Raw genomic sequence first — 15602 nt, forward strand, 5'->3', positions numbered from 1 at the left:
GCCCCAGCCCCGCCACCACCGCTGCCGCCGCTGCCCGCGCCAGCGCCGCTGCCACCGCTGCCACCGCCAGCGCGGCTGCCAGCGCCGTCACCGACGCCTCCGGACCCGGCGCGGGCCGCCGCCGAGGCCAGTCCTGGCTCCCGCGCCTCCCCGCCGGAGGCACCACGCCCGGACCGGCTCACCGCCTCGGCGCGCGCCCCGCGCCCCGCGCCGGCCGTGCCCTCGACGGCGTCCACTCCAGAAGTGTCCGTTCCGACGAGACCGGCTCCAACGGCATCGGCTGCGGCGGCATCGCGCTCGACGGCCTCGCCCTCGATGGTCTCGCTGACGACGGCACCGGCGACGAACGTGCCGGCGACGGCGACAACCGTCCGCGGACCGGCGGGCTCCCCCGCCCTGGGCGCGCCCTCTCCGACGTCGCCCGCGGTCCCGGCGCGACGCGCCCGGCGCAGCAGCAGCGCGTCCGGATGGCCCGCGTTGGCGAGCCGGACCTCCCCGCTGGCGGGGTCGACCACCGCGACCACCGCGGTCGCGAACATCTCGTCGGTCTCCCCGAGGCTGTCGACGACCCACTCGATCGCCTGGCCGGGATCGGCGCCCCGGGTCAGCGCGGCGTCGAGGAGCTGCTTGAGGCGCAACGCGAAGACACCGGCCACGGCGCCATGGCCGGAGACGTCACCGACCACGATCCCGACCCGTCCGTCCGGGAGCTCGAAGGAGTCGTACCAGTCGCCGGCGAGCTCGCCCTGCGCCGGGTCGACCCGTCCCCGCAGCACCAGCCCAGGCGCCCGCAGCACGGACGGTGTGAGCGCGTCACGCAACGCGACCACCGCCGGCCCCTGCTGGGCGAGGGCCTCCCATGACCGCTCGTTCTGCCGCACGAGCCGGACGAGCTGCGCGCGCATCGCCTCGATGTTGCCGGCGAGCTCGACGATCTCCTCCGGCCCGACCTCGGGGATCCTGGTGTCGTACCGGCCGGCAGCGACGGCGTTCACCGCCCGGCGCAGGGCGTCGATGGGGCGCAGCAGCCACCTGCGCAGCACGGTCAACACCGTGAGTACCACGCCGAGAATCACAAACGCGGCGCTCGCCAGTGAGCTGAGGAGGAGGACCGCGGCGCTCTCCAGCCGCCCGGACGCCGTGGTCTGCTCGTTGTCGATCGCTATCCCGAGATCCGCCACCCGGCCGCGCAGCTCGTTGAAGCGCACCCTGCCGCCGGCCTTTTCGATGTTCCGCGCGATCTGGACGTCGCCGACCTCCATCGCGGCGACCTCGGGTTCGGCGACATCACTGCGCCACGCCTGGTAGGCGGCCTCGATCTCGGCGGTGCCCTGGATGAGGTCGGGGAACTCGGCCAGCAGTTGCTGTAGCCGGTTCATCTGCTGGGGAATCGTGCGATCGGACTCGATGTACGGGCCGAGGAAGCTCGGCTCCTCGGTGATGAGATAGCCGCGGACGGCGCTCTCCTGGTCGACGAAGTCGGCGAGCAGAAGAGCGGTGGTCGTCGCCGCCGGGTCGAGCCGCTCGCCGCGCTCGGCGGCCGCGTTGTTCGCGCGCAACGCGGCGAACACGGCGAGCGCGAGCATCACGGCTACGGCGATCGTGGAGATCGTGACGAGCACGCGGATACCGCTGCGCAGACCCGCCGTCTCACCCACCCGTCACTCCTCCGGCGCACGACCGCGGTGATCCCGGGGGTGTCCCCGGCGAGGCCGTCCCGCCACGACGCACTGTCCTCAGGAGACATTGTCGTCCAGGTCGGGAGACGCCCATCCAGCGGCCATCCGATCAGCAACGCCGGGGCACCAGATCCCGACATCGTTCGGTGTCGACCTCCGGTAGTTCCGGTGTCGGGTATGCATGGTTGGCATGCGTAATCATGGTGCCGGGCAGCGGGTGGGGGCCGGGAGCCGGCACACCTCCGACCGTCGGCACGCCGGGCATCGGCGAGACATCGGCCGGGCATCGGGCAGACGGTGGTGGTCCGCGCGGGACACCGCGCGCGGTAGCCGTCAACGGCGCGGGCCCACGCGTTCGGGCTTCGGCCGCCGGGATCCGGCTCGACGCGGGCCACTGTGGTAACGGTGCGCTCGCACACCCCAACCGATCGTGATCACCAACAGGGCACCGAGGAGGGACCCGACGACCGCCCGTGACGTGGGCTCGGCGCCCGCCGGGTGGGCGAGCACGACCTGACCGACGGCTCCGCCGAGCAGCGCGCCGAGGACGCCCAGCACGGAGGCCGTCCCCAGCATCAGCGGGCGGCGGCCGGGAAGGACCGCTCGGGCCGCCACCGCCGCGAGCATCCCGAGCACGAACGAGGTGAGCACGAACCAGAGCACCGATCGCCCCCCGCCGGCCGCCGCCCGCCCCGGATGGGCCCTGGGCGAACCACGATCACACTGAGATACCCTGCCAACACGTTCGGGAACCAAGCGTGGCGGACGTCCCCCGCCGGGATTTCGTCCTTTCTGGTGGTCCCACCCGATTCGCACGGCGGGCACGGCCGGGGTTCGGCCCCGGACTCCTCGTCTCGACAGGACACCGCCAGGAACGTTCGGCTACCGTGCGTTCGTTCGAGTAACCGAGCAGAAAGAGCGGAACCCACCGGCGCGACTGGTGGTTACCTGTCGTCACCCGACTGTTTCGTCAGTGCAGGCCGTGTGGTGGTGAGGAACCGCGGCGCGGTGAGGAGCATCAGCCCCGGCGGAAGACGCCTCGCGTTCCGCCGGCCCAGGCACGGTCACTCGAACCCGGTCCCGGCACGGCCGTCCGCGGCCGTGCCCATCCCGTGGGCGTACCGCCCTCCTCGTCGCCGTTCGGCGACCATGACGTCCACTCGCCCGAAGGAGATCATTCCGACGATGCCGACGACGACCTCATCAGGCACGCGATGACGGCGAGCACGCCCGCCGAGCCGGCGCGTCGCCAGGCCGCCCCGTCCGACACCGGGCGGGGCGGGGCGACGTCGACCGTCCCGTCCGACACCAGGCGGCGGGGCGGGGCGACGTCGACCGCGCCCGCCCGCGGCCGGCACCGTGGCTCGCGGCCGGTGCCGTCCGACACCGCGGTCTGGACCCGCGGCCTGTCCAAGCGGTACGGCGAACGCCGCGTCGTGGATCACCTGGACCTCCGCGTTCCCGTCGGCGCCCTCTCCGGCTTCGTCGGACCGAACGGCGCCGGCAAGTCGACGACGCTGCGGATGCTGCTGGGCCTGGTCCGCCCGACCGAGGGCCAGGCCTACGTCCTCGGCGAGCCGGTGAGCGCGCCCGATCAGTACCTCGACCGGACCGGGGCGATGATCGAAGGGCCGACGTTCCATCCGGGCCTGTCCGGTCGGCGCAATCTCGACCAGCTCGCCCTGCTGCGCGGACTCGGCCGATCCCACCGGGCGGGCGGAGCCAGCAGGCACGGAGCGGTTGGTGCGGGAGCGGCCGGCCCCGGCCGGCGGGGCCGGCGCGATCGGGTGGCGGAGGTACTCGACCAGGTCGGCCTCTCCACCCGGGCCGACGACCGGTTCAGCACCTATTCCCTGGGGATGAAGCAGCGGCTCGGTATCGCGGCGGCGCTGCTACCGAACCCGGACCTGCTGATCCTGGACGAGCCGACGAACGGGTTGGACCCGGCCGGCATCCGGGAGATCCGCACGTTGCTGCGGGATCTCGCCGGCACGGGGATGACGGTCTTCGTGTCCAGCCACCTGCTCTCGGAGGTGGAGCAGATCTGCGACCACCTGGTGATGATCAGGAACGGCCGGATGCTGTTCCAGGGGCATGTGGCCGAACTCCTGGCGGCCGAGGACCCGCGCATCCTGATGGTGCCCGAGCGCGATGACGACGCCGTCCGGCTCGCCGGGGTGCTGGGCGCGGCCGGGCTGCGCATAGAGATCGAGATGGCCGGCGGGTCACGGCCCATGCCGGCGATGGTCGAACGGCACCCGGTGGTCGTCGCGCACGCGCCCGAAGGGCTGGCGCCGGACATCAACCGGCTGGCCATGCGGGCCGGGATCACCCTGCGGTCGATCCGGACGCACCGGCCGAACCTGGAGGAGACCTTCCTCAAGGCGACGGGGGACGTCGACGGTGACCTGACGATGCGAGGTGGTGCCACATGATCGACGCTTTCCGCTCCGAGTGGGTACCGCTGCTGCGCCGGCGGTTCCTGGTCGGCACTCTCGTCGCCGTCGCGGCCGTCGCCGCGCTGGGCACGGCGCTGACGATCTTCTCGGCGGGCCGCACCGACTTCGACGGCGATCCGGTGTCGGTCGCGATGCTCGCCGCGCCGTCCGGGGTCATCGAGGGCCTGGAGGCGGTGACGATCCTGCTGGGTGTGGTGGCGCTGTCCGTCACCGCCTCGGCGATCGCCGGCGAGTACTCCCATGGGACGCTGCGCAACCAGCTCGTCGCGCAGCCGCACCGGTTGCGGCTGCTGGCCGGCAAGGTGCTGGCGCTGGTGGTCTTCCTCGTGCTCGTGGTCACCGTGTCCGCGCTGGTCACGGTGGGGCTGTCGTTCGCCCTGGCGCCGTTGAACAACATCCCGACCGACGCGTGGCTGTCCCTTCCCGGGCTGGCCGAGTTCGGGAAGGGCCTGGCCAACGTGGCGTTCGGCACCCTCGGCTACGCCGCCGTCGGGGCGCTCGCGGCCGTGGTGCTGCGCTCCCCCGCCGCGGCGATCGCGGTCGGGGTCGCCTACGCCCTGCCGGTCGAGATGCTGGTGTCCCGGATCTACGCCCCGGCCGGCGGGTGGCTGCCGGCGCACCTGATGGAGATCGTGGCCGTCGGCGGCAACGGGTACACGACCGCGTACTCCGCCGCGGGCGTGCGGGTGCTGGTGTTCTGCGGGCTGGCCGCGGCGGTCACGGCGGTGCTGTTCCGCCGCCGGGACGTCACCGCCTGACGACCAGGGCGCCGGCCCGCGCGCCGGCCCGCCCGTCCGACCGCACCGGAACCGCCCGGCGCGCGGGCCGGCGCTCACTCGCGGAGCAGCACGTCCAGGTTCACCCGCAGCAGCCACTGGTCCAGCTTGAACGGCGGGTAGGGCCAGCGGATGCCGTCGAGCACCATCTGGTTCACCGGCAGCCACAGCACGCGGCGCCGCGCGTCCACCGCCCCCCGCCGGATCCCGACGTACCGGGTCGCCGGCCCGCGCAGGTGGTCCAGGCCGACGTCCACCGGGTCCAGGGTCCGGAAGGTCATCCGGCTGCCCCGGCCCGCCGGGCGCACCGCCGTCACTAAACCGTCCAGGCCGGCGAGGAGCACCGTCCCGGTCGTCGGGTCGACGGTCAGGCTGCGCACCAGCCCGCCGCGGTCGGTGTTGGCGACGAGGAAGTCCGGCCGGTTGTCCTGGCCCCAGGTCGCGACCGGCCAGTTGCCGGTGGCCGGGGTCCGGGTGACCAGGCCCCGCTCGCGCCCGAGCTTCGGGTAGACCGCGAGGCGGTCGGCGCGCAGCCCGTCGGCCTTCGTCCGGGCCACGTAGAGGGTGCCGTCCGCGCCGAAGCCCGCGGTCTCCATCCGCGAGCCGTCCTGCACGGCGCGCACCGCGGTGCTGCGCGGGATGATCCGGCCGGTCGACGCCTGGTACGAGAACTCCTGGATCGGGAACGGATGCGTGACGTAGTCGGCGCCCCGGCAGTCGCTGATCAGGACGAAGCGCTCGTCGTCGGCCTCGCTGGTCGGGTCGGCGACGACCTCCCGCGGGTTGACCACCACCTGTACGCCCAGCGGCCGGACCTGCGGGTACTGCCAGTACGCGCGGACGCGGCCGTCGAGGTCGAGGACCATGAGCGCGCCGTTCTCCGTCCCGCCGTAGCCGGTACCGAGGTACTGGGCGACGACCAGGTGCCCGCTGCGCGGGAGCCTGGCGATGGACGCGGGGCCGCGCGGCGAACGCGGCTGCCCCTGGTAGATGACGGGGAAGGCGGTGGCGGCGATGTGCGGCTCGAGGGTGCCCGCCAGGGCGTCGGCGGTGCGCGACAGCCCCGGGTCGTAGCGCCACGCGCCGCCCGGGCCGCCGCGGCGCAGTTGCCCGAAGGCCGGCAGCTGGCCGTAGGTCCGCACGTCCCAGTTGTAGTAGGGCATCAGCGAGGTGAAGACGGCCCGCTCGCCCTCCTCCCCTGCCGGCGCGGGCACCACGATGACGTCCGAGACGTCGCCGCCGCCGATGCCGGCGAAGGCGGGGTCGGCGCGCGGCTGCGCCTCCCTGCCGGTGGAGGACGGGATGACCAGGCGGGTGAAACGGCGCCCCTCCGGCTCGAACAGGCCGAGCTCCATGCCGGTCCCGGTGAGCTTCGACTGGTCGTCGGTGAACGGCGTCGTGCCGATGAAGACCGTTCCGTCCGCCGCGACCGCCGACATGAACCCGGCCTGCCCGGGGCCGAATCCCCAGCCAGGCACGTCGACGACGTCGATCCTGGACGCGGAGCCGAGATCACCGAACGTGCCCGGCGCGCCGAAGATCGTCAGCAGGTCCTCGGGGATCTCCTTGAGCGAGCCGGGGGGCAGGGACGGAGCCGCGGTGGCCCCGCCCACCGGCGTGGACGCGTGCGGCGACGGCAGCCACGACGGCGGGCCGGAGCCGTCGTCGAGCAGGCGCCACGCGGCCGCCCCGGCGGCGGACAGCGCGCCGAGGCCGGCCACGCCGGCGATCAGCCGCCGGCGGGTGAACGCCGGAGCGGGAGCGCCCGGCCGGCCGGAGCGGGGCCTCCCGAGATCGTTGGTGGCGTCCGGGTCGAGCTCGGCCGCGTCGGTCCGGTCGGCCGCGTCGGTCGGGTCCGGCATCAGATGCGGGCGGCCCTGGGACGGAAGACGATCGTGTTGACGTAGCTGTCCCCGGTGCCCTCGGCGACGGCGCGCAGGTACCCGTGCTGGGCGACGGCCTCCATCCCGCGCTGGTGACCGACCAGGTCGAAACCCTCGAGCCGGTGCCACACCCCGTCGAGGTGGAAGGTGCCCTCGTAGCCCCAGCTCGCCAGCAGGTCGAGGGTGTCGGCGGCCGGCGACCGCGCGTCCTCCACCTCGACGACCAGCACCGGCCGGAACCGGCGCACCAGGCCCTCGGCGCCGCGCAGGACGGCCAGCTCGTGCCCCTCGACGTCAACCTTGATCAGGCCGACGTCCCGCAGGTCGAGCGAGTCCAGCCGGATCGTCTCCACGTCGACGGCCCGGCCCTCGGCGGCGGAGGCCCCGGCCGCGTCACGGCCGGTCGGACGCAGCAGCGAGGCACGCCCCTCGGTGCCCCGGCCGCCCGGGGGCAGCCACAACCGTGCCGTCCCGGCCGTGTCCGACGCCGCCTTCGGCACCACGGTCACGTTGGACGGCGCCGTCCTGGCCACGAAGTCGGCCAGCTCCGGGTTGGCCTCGACGGTCACCACCGACCGGGCCACCCTGGACAGCCAGTATGTCCACGGGCCGTACCAGGCACCCACGTCGACCGCGGTCTGGTGCGGGTCGACGAACATGCGGACCTGGCTCAGGATCGGCTCGAAGCGGCGGTGGGCGTAAGCGATGGCCGAGGCGAAGACCTTGTCGGGGATGCGCTCGGCGAGGGAACTGGTCAGGGCCACGGATACTCCGTTCGGACGGCCCGCCGGAGGGCGGGTCGCGATGGGCCTCCGGCCCGCCGTCCGGCGGGCTGCTTCGGGCCTTGGTGGGAACGTTCGCCGGGCACGGACGCCCGGCACGGGTGGGCGCTGGCTGCCGGCGACGCGGCGAGCGGTGCGGCGAGCGGTGCGCTGTCAGGTGTCACCAGACGCCGACGGGCTGTGCCTCCCCGCCGGGAGGATGCTGACCCGGAGGGACCGTACCCGCCTCGCCGGTGGCGGCGGCCGGCGCCGTGGCGGCCCGCGCGTCGGCGCGGTGCAGGCGGTGTACCAGGGCCCCGAGGACCAGCGCCGTCATGGCATGGCAGGCGAGCCCGGCCAGCGAGGTCCGCATCGGGTCCCCGCCGGCGAGGCCCAGCGCCGCCGCCGTGACGACGGCACACACCGTCAGGACCGCGACGACCTGCCGCTGGGCCGCGCCGAGCAGGTAGGTGGTGAACATCAGCGTCACGGCCAGGCAGGTCATGCCGAGCGCGAGCACGGACAGTGAGGAGGCCGCGCCTGCGAGGTCGGGTCCGAAGACCATCGACAGCAGCGGCCTGGCGGCCACCGAACCGAGGGCGGCGAGCAGCAGCCCCGGGGTGACGACGAACGCGAGCGCCACCGCCAGCACCGGGGCCGTGCCGTGCCCGGCGGCCCGCCTGCGCGCCGCCTCGGGCAGCAGGAAGTTCGCCACCGCCAGGCCGATGAACACCGGGATCTTGCACGCCGTCGAGATCGCCGCGTAGGCGCCGGCCCCGTCGTGGTCCAGCCAGCCGACGATCACGACGTCCATGTTCTGCAGCAGCGCGAGCGGGACGAGCGCGCCGAGCGCGACCCAGGTGTCGGCCAACAGCCCGCTGCGGCCGGACCGCGTCGGCCCGGGGATGAGCAGCGGGCCGGTGGCGGTCAGCGGGCGAGGCCCGGACACAGCCGTGTCCGGGGCCCCGTCGGGGCCCGGGGCCTGCTCACCGAGGGCCGGCGCACCGCCGGAACGGACCGGCCCGGTGAACGTCACTCGGCTGTCCGGTGCTCCGGTGGAGGGTGGTGCCGCCGCGGGGGGCTTCGCGGCCCTCGCCGGGCGCGGGACCTTCGCGACCCCCAGTCGGGCGTGCTCGGCGCCGAGCGCGATGCCCAGCACCAGCCCGAGCCCCGCGCCGTTGACCCCCAGGCCCGCGCCGACGAAGGCGACGATCAGCCCGATCCGCAGCGCCGCCTCGACCACGAAGTTGACCGCCAGGCGCGGATAGGCCCCCCGGGCCTGGAGCACCCCGCGCTCGACGCACAGCAACGTCCACACCGCCGCGCCGATCACGGCCTCGGCGACGGCCAGCGGGTGGGCGTAGGAGAGCAGGGCCGCGGCCGGCCGGCACAGCAGCACGGCGGCGGCCGACGCGGCGACCACACCGATGCCACAGACACCACGCAGGCGCCTGATCCAGGCCCGCTGGGCGCGCCGGCTGTCGCCGTCATCGGCGGTCTCCCGCTGCACGACGGCGATGAGCAGCGCGTTGCCGACCACCGAGAGGATCATGAAAATGCTGACCTGGACGACCACCGCGCCGTACCGGGCCGGGTCGAGCACCCGCGCGAGCACCAGGTTCATGAACAGGTTGAGACCGTTCACGAGGACACCCGCGACCGCCAGCGCCGCCGGGCCGGCCAACATCCCGGCGATCATCGCCCGGGAGCGCGTCGCCATCTGCCTCTTCCTGGGTCCGTGTTCCTGGGTCCGTGCGTTCCTGCCGCGGTCGGTGCTCCGCGCTGGTTGGTACTCCGCGCCGGTCGAGGCGGGCCACCGGCTGGCGGGCGGAATTGCCGGTAATCGTACGACCACACACAACGGGCCGTCGCGGGCGGCGGTCCCGTAGCGCCCCCCGAAGGTGGGGGGCGGCCGGCCAGTAGGTTTGCGCCGCGAGACCTCCAGCGATGGGAGACATCCGGTGACCACAGCCGCGCCCCGGCCCGTTCACGCCCTCACCGGGCGTCACCTGGTCTTCCTCAACTGGCGCGACAACGCCCATCCGCAGGCCGGCGGGGCGGAGCTGTTCTGCCACTCGGTCGCGGAGCGGTTCGCCGCTGCCGGCGTCCGCGTCACCCTGCTCACCTCCCGCCCACCGGGCGCCGCCGCCGCGACCACGGACGGCGGGGTCGCCGTGCGCCGCGGCGGGGGCACCTTCGGGGTGTACCCGTCGGTGCTCGCCCGGCTGGCGCGGATGGTCCGCTCCGGGGAGCGGGTCGACGCCGTCGTCGACTGCCAGAACGGCATCCCGTTCTTCAGCCCGCTCGTGCTGCCGAGCCGGATTCCGGTGGTGCAGGTGCTGCACCACGTCCACCAGAAGCAGTTCCCGCTGTACTTCCCGCGGCCGGTGGCGCGGATCGGCCAGCTGCTCGAGACCCCGGGCAGCCGGTGGGTCTACGGCCGCCGGCCGGTGGCCGTGGTCTCGCCGTCCACCAGGGACGAGGCCCGTGGGGTGCTGGCGCTGCCCGGGGCCCGGTTCCTCGTCCCGAACGGCGTCACCATCGCCGACGGTGATGGTGACGCCGGCGGCGATGCCGTCGCCTCCGGCGGCGCGGGCGGGACGGACGGCCCGTTCGGTACCGAGGGCGCCATCGGGGCGAGGGCGGCGGCGCCCACGATCGTGTGTGTGGGCCGGCTCGTCCCGCACAAGCGCCTGCACCTGCTGATCGAGGCGCTGCCCGTGCTGGTCGGGCGGCACCCGGGCCTCAGCCTGCACCTCGTCGGCGACGGGCCGGACCGCCGCCGCCTCGCCGACATCGCCGCCCGGTTGATGCTCACACAGGGCGACGGCTCGTCGGACGCGACCGTGCGCTGGCACGGATTCGCGGCTCCCGAGGTCCGCGACGCCGTTCTGGCGTCGGCCTGGCTGACGGTGAACCCCTCCCACGGCGAAGGATGGGGCCTGTCGGTACTCGAGGCGAACGGGATGGGGGTACCGGCGGTCGCGTTCCGGGTTCCGGGACTGCGCGACTCCGTCCGCGACGGGGTGACCGGCTGGCTGGTGGACGAGCCCGGGCAGCTCGCCGACGCGGTCGACCGCGCGTTGACCCTGCTCGCCGACCCGGCGCGGGCCGGGGAGATCCGCGCGGCCGCGCGGGCGTGGGCCGGCGGCTTCAGCTGGGACACCAGCGCCGATCTGCTGGCCGCCGTCATCGGCTCCGAGCTCGACCGGCTCGCCGGGGCCGGCGCGGGCGGCCGCTCGGCCGGGGGCCCGGGCGAGCCTCCGGCCCGGCACGCGCCGGCACGCCCACTCGCCGCCCGCCCGCCGCGGGACCGGCGGCGCCGCGACGACCAGGCGACCTGGGTCGAGTTCGATCTGGCGCCGGGTGCGGAGGTTCCCGTGCTGCGCCGGACCGATCTGGTCTTCGAGATCGCCCCGGAATCCGGTGCGGCCGGCCCGGAGCCGGGGCTGCCGGGCCCGGGGCGCCGGTTCGTCGCGCTGTTCTACGGGGCCGACAGCACCGGGGCCCGCACCGCGCTGGCCCGTCGCGGGCTGCGGCCGGCGCAGCGGCCCCGCGCGGCCACCGGCGAGGACCTGCTCCTCGCCGCCACGCACGCCGGCCCGAACCGCGCCAGCGCCAGCGCCGCCGGCGGCGGCGGCGTACGGCTACGGGACATGGCCGGCTGAGCCGTCCGAGGTCGGTCCGGGTGATGCGGGCCGGGCCGGCTCGGCACGGCGCAGCGCGAGTGCGGCGACCGTCGCGGCGAACGCCAGCGATCCGAGGGTCTGGGCCTGCCAGCCGAACGCGCCCTCGCCCGAGAACGGAATGCTGTCGGGGCTGACCGCGACGGCGATGCCGGAGCCGACCATGCCAGCCACCGCCAGCACGCCGAGCATCACCGGGAACCGCCGACCGACGAGGACCAGGACCGGTACCGCGAGCGCCAGCCAGCCCGCTACCAGGAACACCGCGGCTGTCGCCAGCGCCATCCCCGCCCAGGCGCCCGGAACGCGGGTGAGCAGCCCGACCAGCGGGACGCGCCCCGGCTCGAGGCCCAGCGGGTACCCGTCGGGGTCGGAGCGGCGCCGGAGCCGGTGCCGGCCCGGGACGGCCGCCAGGACGATCAGGAGAACGACCAGGGCGAGCCCGATGAGCAGGTTGCGCCGGTACTCCTGGCCGGGAAGGTTCTCGATCACGACCGTGCCGGCGGCCCCCGCCGGCACGATCCAGCCCTGCGCCCAGCCGTCGAGCCGGACCGCGGTGAGCGGCTTCCCGTCCAGGGTCGCCGTCCAGGACGCGTTCGCGTTCTCCCGCACCGACACGAAGGACCTGGCGCCGGCGCCGATCTCGATCGTCCGCCGCTCGGCGCCCCACTCCCCGATCCGGGTCGTCCGTGGCTTCTCCGTGCTGGTCGCGGCGGTGGTGCCGACCAGGCTGAGCGAGTCGACGAGCATCGTCGACTGGCCGAGGTCGACGGTGATCAGGTGCTGACCCGGGTCCAGGGTGATCTGGTGGCCCTCCGAGCACAGGCTGATGCGGAACGGCCGCGCGGTGGCGAGGTCGCTGTATTTGCCCTCGACCTGGATGTCGTGGCGGACTCCGTCGATCGTCAGGGCCGGCCCCTGGCCACATGGGATGACCAGCGGATCGTCGGAGGAGTCGACTTCGGCGCCGGCCGGCGGCGGGAGGGCGCTCGCGGTGCCGGTGAGGGTGAAGGTGAGGCGGCGGGGCACCTCGAACCGCCGGGAGAGCGTGATCTCCTCGGATCCGCCGAAGGGCTGGAGCGGGTCGACCCTGGTCCGCTCGAAGGAGTAGGCGACCAGCCCCTCGTCCGGTGCCTGGAACTCGTCGACCATGTCGGCCGGGGCCTGGGCGTACCGCTGGAACCGCACGCCGGGGATCTCGATCTCGCGCAGGCCGGCCCCGAGGACGGGGTCGGTCTCCCGGCTGACCTTGTCGAAGGTGATCCTGTACCAGCGGCTCATCCCCGGGGGCACCGCCAGCCGCTGGATGTCCTCGATCGGCGAGACCCGGGTGACTGCCGACCCACGCTCGGTGGTCACCCGCAGCGCCTCGACCTCCGGGCGCCAGCCGCCCTCCTGCAGCAGCCGGATGTCGATGTAGGGCACGGACATCTCGCGGCCGACGTCGAGCTGGATCCACTGTCCCTGGGAGGTCGCGCCCTGACGGCGCCGCGCCGTCCAGGAGGTCGAGGTCTGCCCGTCGACGGCCGCGGACGGCGCGAAGTCGGGAGCCGCGAGCAGGTCGTAGCCGTAGGAGGAGGCCTGCACGGACATCCCGTCGGCGTAGCCGGCGACGGTCTGGTGACCGACCACCGGCCGGTCGACCCACTGGCTCGGCGCGCCGGGCCGGCCGGCGACGGTCTCGTCCGGGCCGAGCAGGTAGGACGCCGAGTCGTGCACGATGCCGAAGGTGTAGTCACGGCGGGTGTTGGTGTCGGTGACGGCCCAGGCCGTCGTGGGCGTGACGACCTGGGACGCCGGCGGAGGATCGGCGATGGGCGCCCGCGTGATCGCGGTGTCGTCGGCCGCGCCGGCCGCCGTGCCGCCGGCGGGGCGGTCCGGCTCGGCGAGGTCCCCGGCCAGCACCACGGCTCGATCGGCGCTGAGCAGCCCCTGGCCGGCGAGCTGCACGGTGGCCTCGGGGCCGCCGGAGACGACGACCCCGGTGTCGACCGGGTAGGCCTGGACCATGCTGGCTCCCCCGGGCACCGTCCAGATCTCGATCGCCGGGACCTTCTCGGCGGACTCGCTCAGGGATTCGACGAGCCGGGCCTTGGCGGTGGTGCGGGCCTGGACCTCGGGCCCGAAGGACGCCGCCCGGACCAGGCCCGAGCTCTCCAGCGAGCGGTGTAGCTGGTCCGTCGACGGCGGGATGTCCCAGTCCTTCTGCTCGATGTCGTTACGCACGAGCACCTGGCCGACCCCCGCGCGGGCCAGCGTCACCCCGAGCCCGGGGGTGGAGCCGGTGGCCATCATGTGTTCGATGCCGTCCATCAGGCGGGTCGTCCCGACACCGCCCAGCGGGATGATGTTGCGCACCCCCCAGGGGGTGCGGGCGAGCCACTGCAGCGGCTCGTCGAGGGGGCGGCCCCACTGGTACTCGCCGAACGGGGCGCCCGGCAGGACAAGGGCCCGCCCGCCCTCGGGATGGTCCGCGAGCCAGTCGGCCGCCTGGGCCCAGTAGTCCGGCACCTTCGTGAAGGGGCGGGGCTGCAGGCCCTGGCCACGCAGCATCGGTGCCATCCCGGCGACCAGCGTCCCGACCGTCACCAGGATGGCCAGCACCGGGACGAGCCTGCGCCGATCATCGCCGGCGCCCTCCGCGCCGCGCCGTGCCCTGCCCGCGGGCCCGGCGTCCTCAGGCGGGCCGGCGGCGCCGGCCCGGACCGCGCCGGGACGCCACGAGAGGGCCACGCCGAGCAGGTGCGCGAGGCCCAGCGCCAGCGGCAGCCGGACGACCGGCTGGAACTTGTAGACATTGCGCAGGAACCCGAACGGCTCGGTCAGCAGCGAGCGGACGCCGTCCGCGAGCGGGCTGCCCGGCTGGCCCGGGTAGGCCGCCGCCACCGCCACCACCCCGACGGCGAGCGTGACGAGCAGGAAGCGGCGGGCTGGGAGATCCCGGCGGACCAGGCCGGCGAGACCGAAGGCGGACACCACCGCCGAGGCGACGACCGCCAGCGGGGTGCTCACGTACTCCTGGGCCGCCGGCAGCCAGGGGGTCGGCAGCGAGAGGTAGGCCATCCAGTCCGCGGCGCCGCGCAGCGTCTCACCGACCGAGGTGGTTCCCGTCGTGGTGTCGGCGGTCTCGGTGAAGGGGAGGAAGTTCAGCCCGTAGCGGCCCTGGACGGCCAGCGCGAGCATCCACCAGGCGCACGCCAGCACCACGCACACACACCACCATGCCCGCAGTGCCCAGGCCCGCCGTGTCGCGCCCGCGAACACCAGGACGACGGCCGGGCAGAGCAGCACACACAGCGTGACGGTCGCGTTGATACCACCGGTGCACAGCACCGCCAGCCCCGACAGGGCCGCGGCGCGCCGCGGCGACAGACGCGCGGCGGCCAACTCCCGGGCCCGCTCCCCGGTGTCGTCACGGTGGCCCGTGTCCGCCCCGCCGGCGCCGTCGGGGCGCAGCGCGAGGATCAGCGGCAGGGTGATCCAGGGCAGCATCGCCGCCCCGACCATCGCCACGGACGTCGCGCCGACCTTGCCGAGGAACATGGGCGACAGGGCGTAGCTCAGGCCGGCCAGGAACCGGGCGCTCGGCCGACCGATCCCGAGCGCCTCGGCGAGGCGGACCGTGCCCCAGGCGGCGGTGGTGAGCAGCACCGCCATCCACAGCCGCTGGGTGATCCACGGCGGCACGCCGAGCAGGTTCCCCAGCCCGAAGAAGGGGCCCATCGGGAACAGGTAGCCGGCGTACTGGTTCGGCAGGAAGCCGAAGTCGGACGTCGAGTTCCACAGGTGCGTGGCCGCCGACATGAACCGCCACGGCTCGAGCGGGACGTCGAGCTTGGTGTCGGCTGTCAGCTTCCCCGGTGCCTGGAGGAGGAACAGCAGGACGAAGCCGGCGAACATCGCCAGCAGCGGCCGGCGGGAGGCCCGGCCGGGCGCCGCGCGGGGGCGGTCGGACCGTGACCGGCCCGCCCCGCGGAGGCCGCGGGCAGGGGCTCCCGCGGACGTGTGATCGGCGGCCGGGTCGGTCGGACCCGGGCGGACGGCGTGTCCGGCCGGCGAGGAGGAGATGGGAGGCTCCAGGCGGTAGTCGGGATTGGCCCGACCTTCATACAACCTCGCACCGACAGGGCTGGGGACCGGTGCGGCCGGCGGGAGCCGGTGACGCCCGGGCGGCGGCCGGTTCCCGCGGCGGCGCGACCGGGCCCGGGCAGGCTCCGCTGGTCACGGTGCGGGCGCAGGACCGGGGATCTCACCGCGGGAGGGCGACGGGGTGAACCGCCCGGTCCCGTGCGCCACGCTCACGGCTGGAACCGCGGGAGCGGGACGCGGCATGGGGCGGGGCACCGCGGGGGGTCTCT

Annotated in this window: 10 protein-coding genes; 3 read left to right on the plus strand and 7 right to left on the minus strand. The window is 74.8% G+C overall.

Annotation, left to right across the window (positions count from 1 at the left end; genetic code table 11):
- The 3 genes from FMEAI12_RS10105 to FMEAI12_RS37975 form a co-directional block, all read right to left on the minus strand.
- Positions 1-1658 (minus strand): CHASE3 domain-containing protein (locus tag FMEAI12_RS10105; RefSeq protein ID WP_112105813.1); only part of this gene is annotated, 1658 nt, incomplete at its 3' end.
- Between the two features lie 354 nt (positions 1659-2012).
- Complete coding sequence (locus tag FMEAI12_RS10110) at positions 2013-2342, minus strand: hypothetical protein (RefSeq protein WP_112105814.1); 330 nt, start codon at positions 2340-2342, stop codon at positions 2013-2015.
- A gap of 401 nt (positions 2343-2743) precedes the next feature.
- Positions 2744-2890 carry a hypothetical protein gene (locus FMEAI12_RS37975; RefSeq protein WP_157904237.1) on the minus strand — a complete coding sequence of 49 codons (147 nt, stop codon included), beginning with the start codon at positions 2888-2890 and terminating at the stop codon, positions 2744-2746.
- A gap of 3 nt (positions 2891-2893) precedes the next feature.
- Here FMEAI12_RS37975 and FMEAI12_RS10115 point away from each other — a divergent pair, with 3 nt between their 5' ends.
- Together FMEAI12_RS10115 and FMEAI12_RS10120 are read left to right on the plus strand one after the other, a co-directional pair.
- Positions 2894-4114 (plus strand): ABC transporter ATP-binding protein, encoded by a 1221-nt coding sequence (locus tag FMEAI12_RS10115; protein ID WP_112105815.1) that lies wholly within the window; start codon positions 2894-2896, stop codon positions 4112-4114.
- Positions 4111-4896: an ABC transporter permease subunit gene (locus FMEAI12_RS10120; protein ID WP_071061467.1), complete on the plus strand. Its 786-nt coding sequence runs from the start codon at positions 4111-4113 to the stop codon at positions 4894-4896. Before FMEAI12_RS10115 ends, FMEAI12_RS10120 begins: the two co-directional genes overlap by 4 nt.
- Before the next feature lie 74 nt (positions 4897-4970).
- Here FMEAI12_RS10120 and FMEAI12_RS10125 read toward each other — a convergent pair whose 3' ends face one another.
- The 3 genes from FMEAI12_RS10125 to FMEAI12_RS10135 all read right to left on the minus strand — a co-directional run bounded on the left by FMEAI12_RS10125 (position 4971) and on the right by FMEAI12_RS10135 (position 9278).
- Complete coding sequence (locus FMEAI12_RS10125; protein ID WP_112105816.1) at positions 4971-6776, minus strand: hypothetical protein; 1806 nt, start codon at positions 6774-6776, stop codon at positions 4971-4973.
- Positions 6776-7561 carry an FkbM family methyltransferase gene (locus tag FMEAI12_RS10130; protein ID WP_020462765.1) on the minus strand — a complete coding sequence of 262 codons (786 nt, stop codon included), beginning with the start codon at positions 7559-7561 and terminating at the stop codon, positions 6776-6778. The genes FMEAI12_RS10125 and FMEAI12_RS10130 overlap by 1 nt, the downstream gene beginning before the upstream one ends.
- Positions 7562-7739: 178 nt before the next feature.
- Positions 7740-9278 carry a lipopolysaccharide biosynthesis protein gene (locus FMEAI12_RS10135; RefSeq protein ID WP_112105817.1) on the minus strand — a complete coding sequence of 513 codons (1539 nt, stop codon included), beginning with the start codon at positions 9276-9278 and terminating at the stop codon, positions 7740-7742.
- A gap of 241 nt (positions 9279-9519) precedes the next feature.
- Between FMEAI12_RS10135 and FMEAI12_RS10140 the strand changes: the two genes are divergently transcribed.
- Complete coding sequence (locus tag FMEAI12_RS10140) at positions 9520-11226, plus strand: glycosyltransferase family 4 protein (RefSeq protein ID WP_112105818.1); 1707 nt, start codon at positions 9520-9522, stop codon at positions 11224-11226.
- Here FMEAI12_RS10140 and FMEAI12_RS10145 read toward each other — a convergent pair.
- A complete protein-coding gene (locus FMEAI12_RS10145; protein WP_235013864.1) occupies positions 11206-15357 on the minus strand; it encodes an alpha-(1->3)-arabinofuranosyltransferase in 4152 nt (1383 codons plus the stop codon). The two genes, FMEAI12_RS10140 and FMEAI12_RS10145, sit on opposite strands and share 21 nt — an antisense overlap.
- Positions 15358-15602 lie beyond the last annotated feature (245 nt).

The organism is Parafrankia sp. Ea1.12, from assembly GCF_900465275.1.
GTDB classification, from domain to species: domain Bacteria; phylum Actinomycetota; class Actinomycetes; order Frankiales; family Frankiaceae; genus Parafrankia; species Parafrankia soli.

Coding starts and splice junctions, on each gene's coding strand:
- FMEAI12_RS10125 (WP_112105816.1), bottom strand. CDS start 6,776: ATGCCGGACCCGACCGACGCGGCCGACCGGACCGACGCGGCCGAGCTC.
- FMEAI12_RS10135 (WP_112105817.1), bottom strand. CDS start 9,278: ATGGCGACGCGCTCCCGGGCGATGATCGCCGGGATGTTGGCCGGCCCG.
- FMEAI12_RS10115 (WP_112105815.1), top strand. CDS start 2,894: ATGACGGCGAGCACGCCCGCCGAGCCGGCGCGTCGCCAGGCCGCCCCG.
- FMEAI12_RS10120 (WP_071061467.1), top strand. CDS start 4,111: ATGATCGACGCTTTCCGCTCCGAGTGGGTACCGCTGCTGCGCCGGCGG.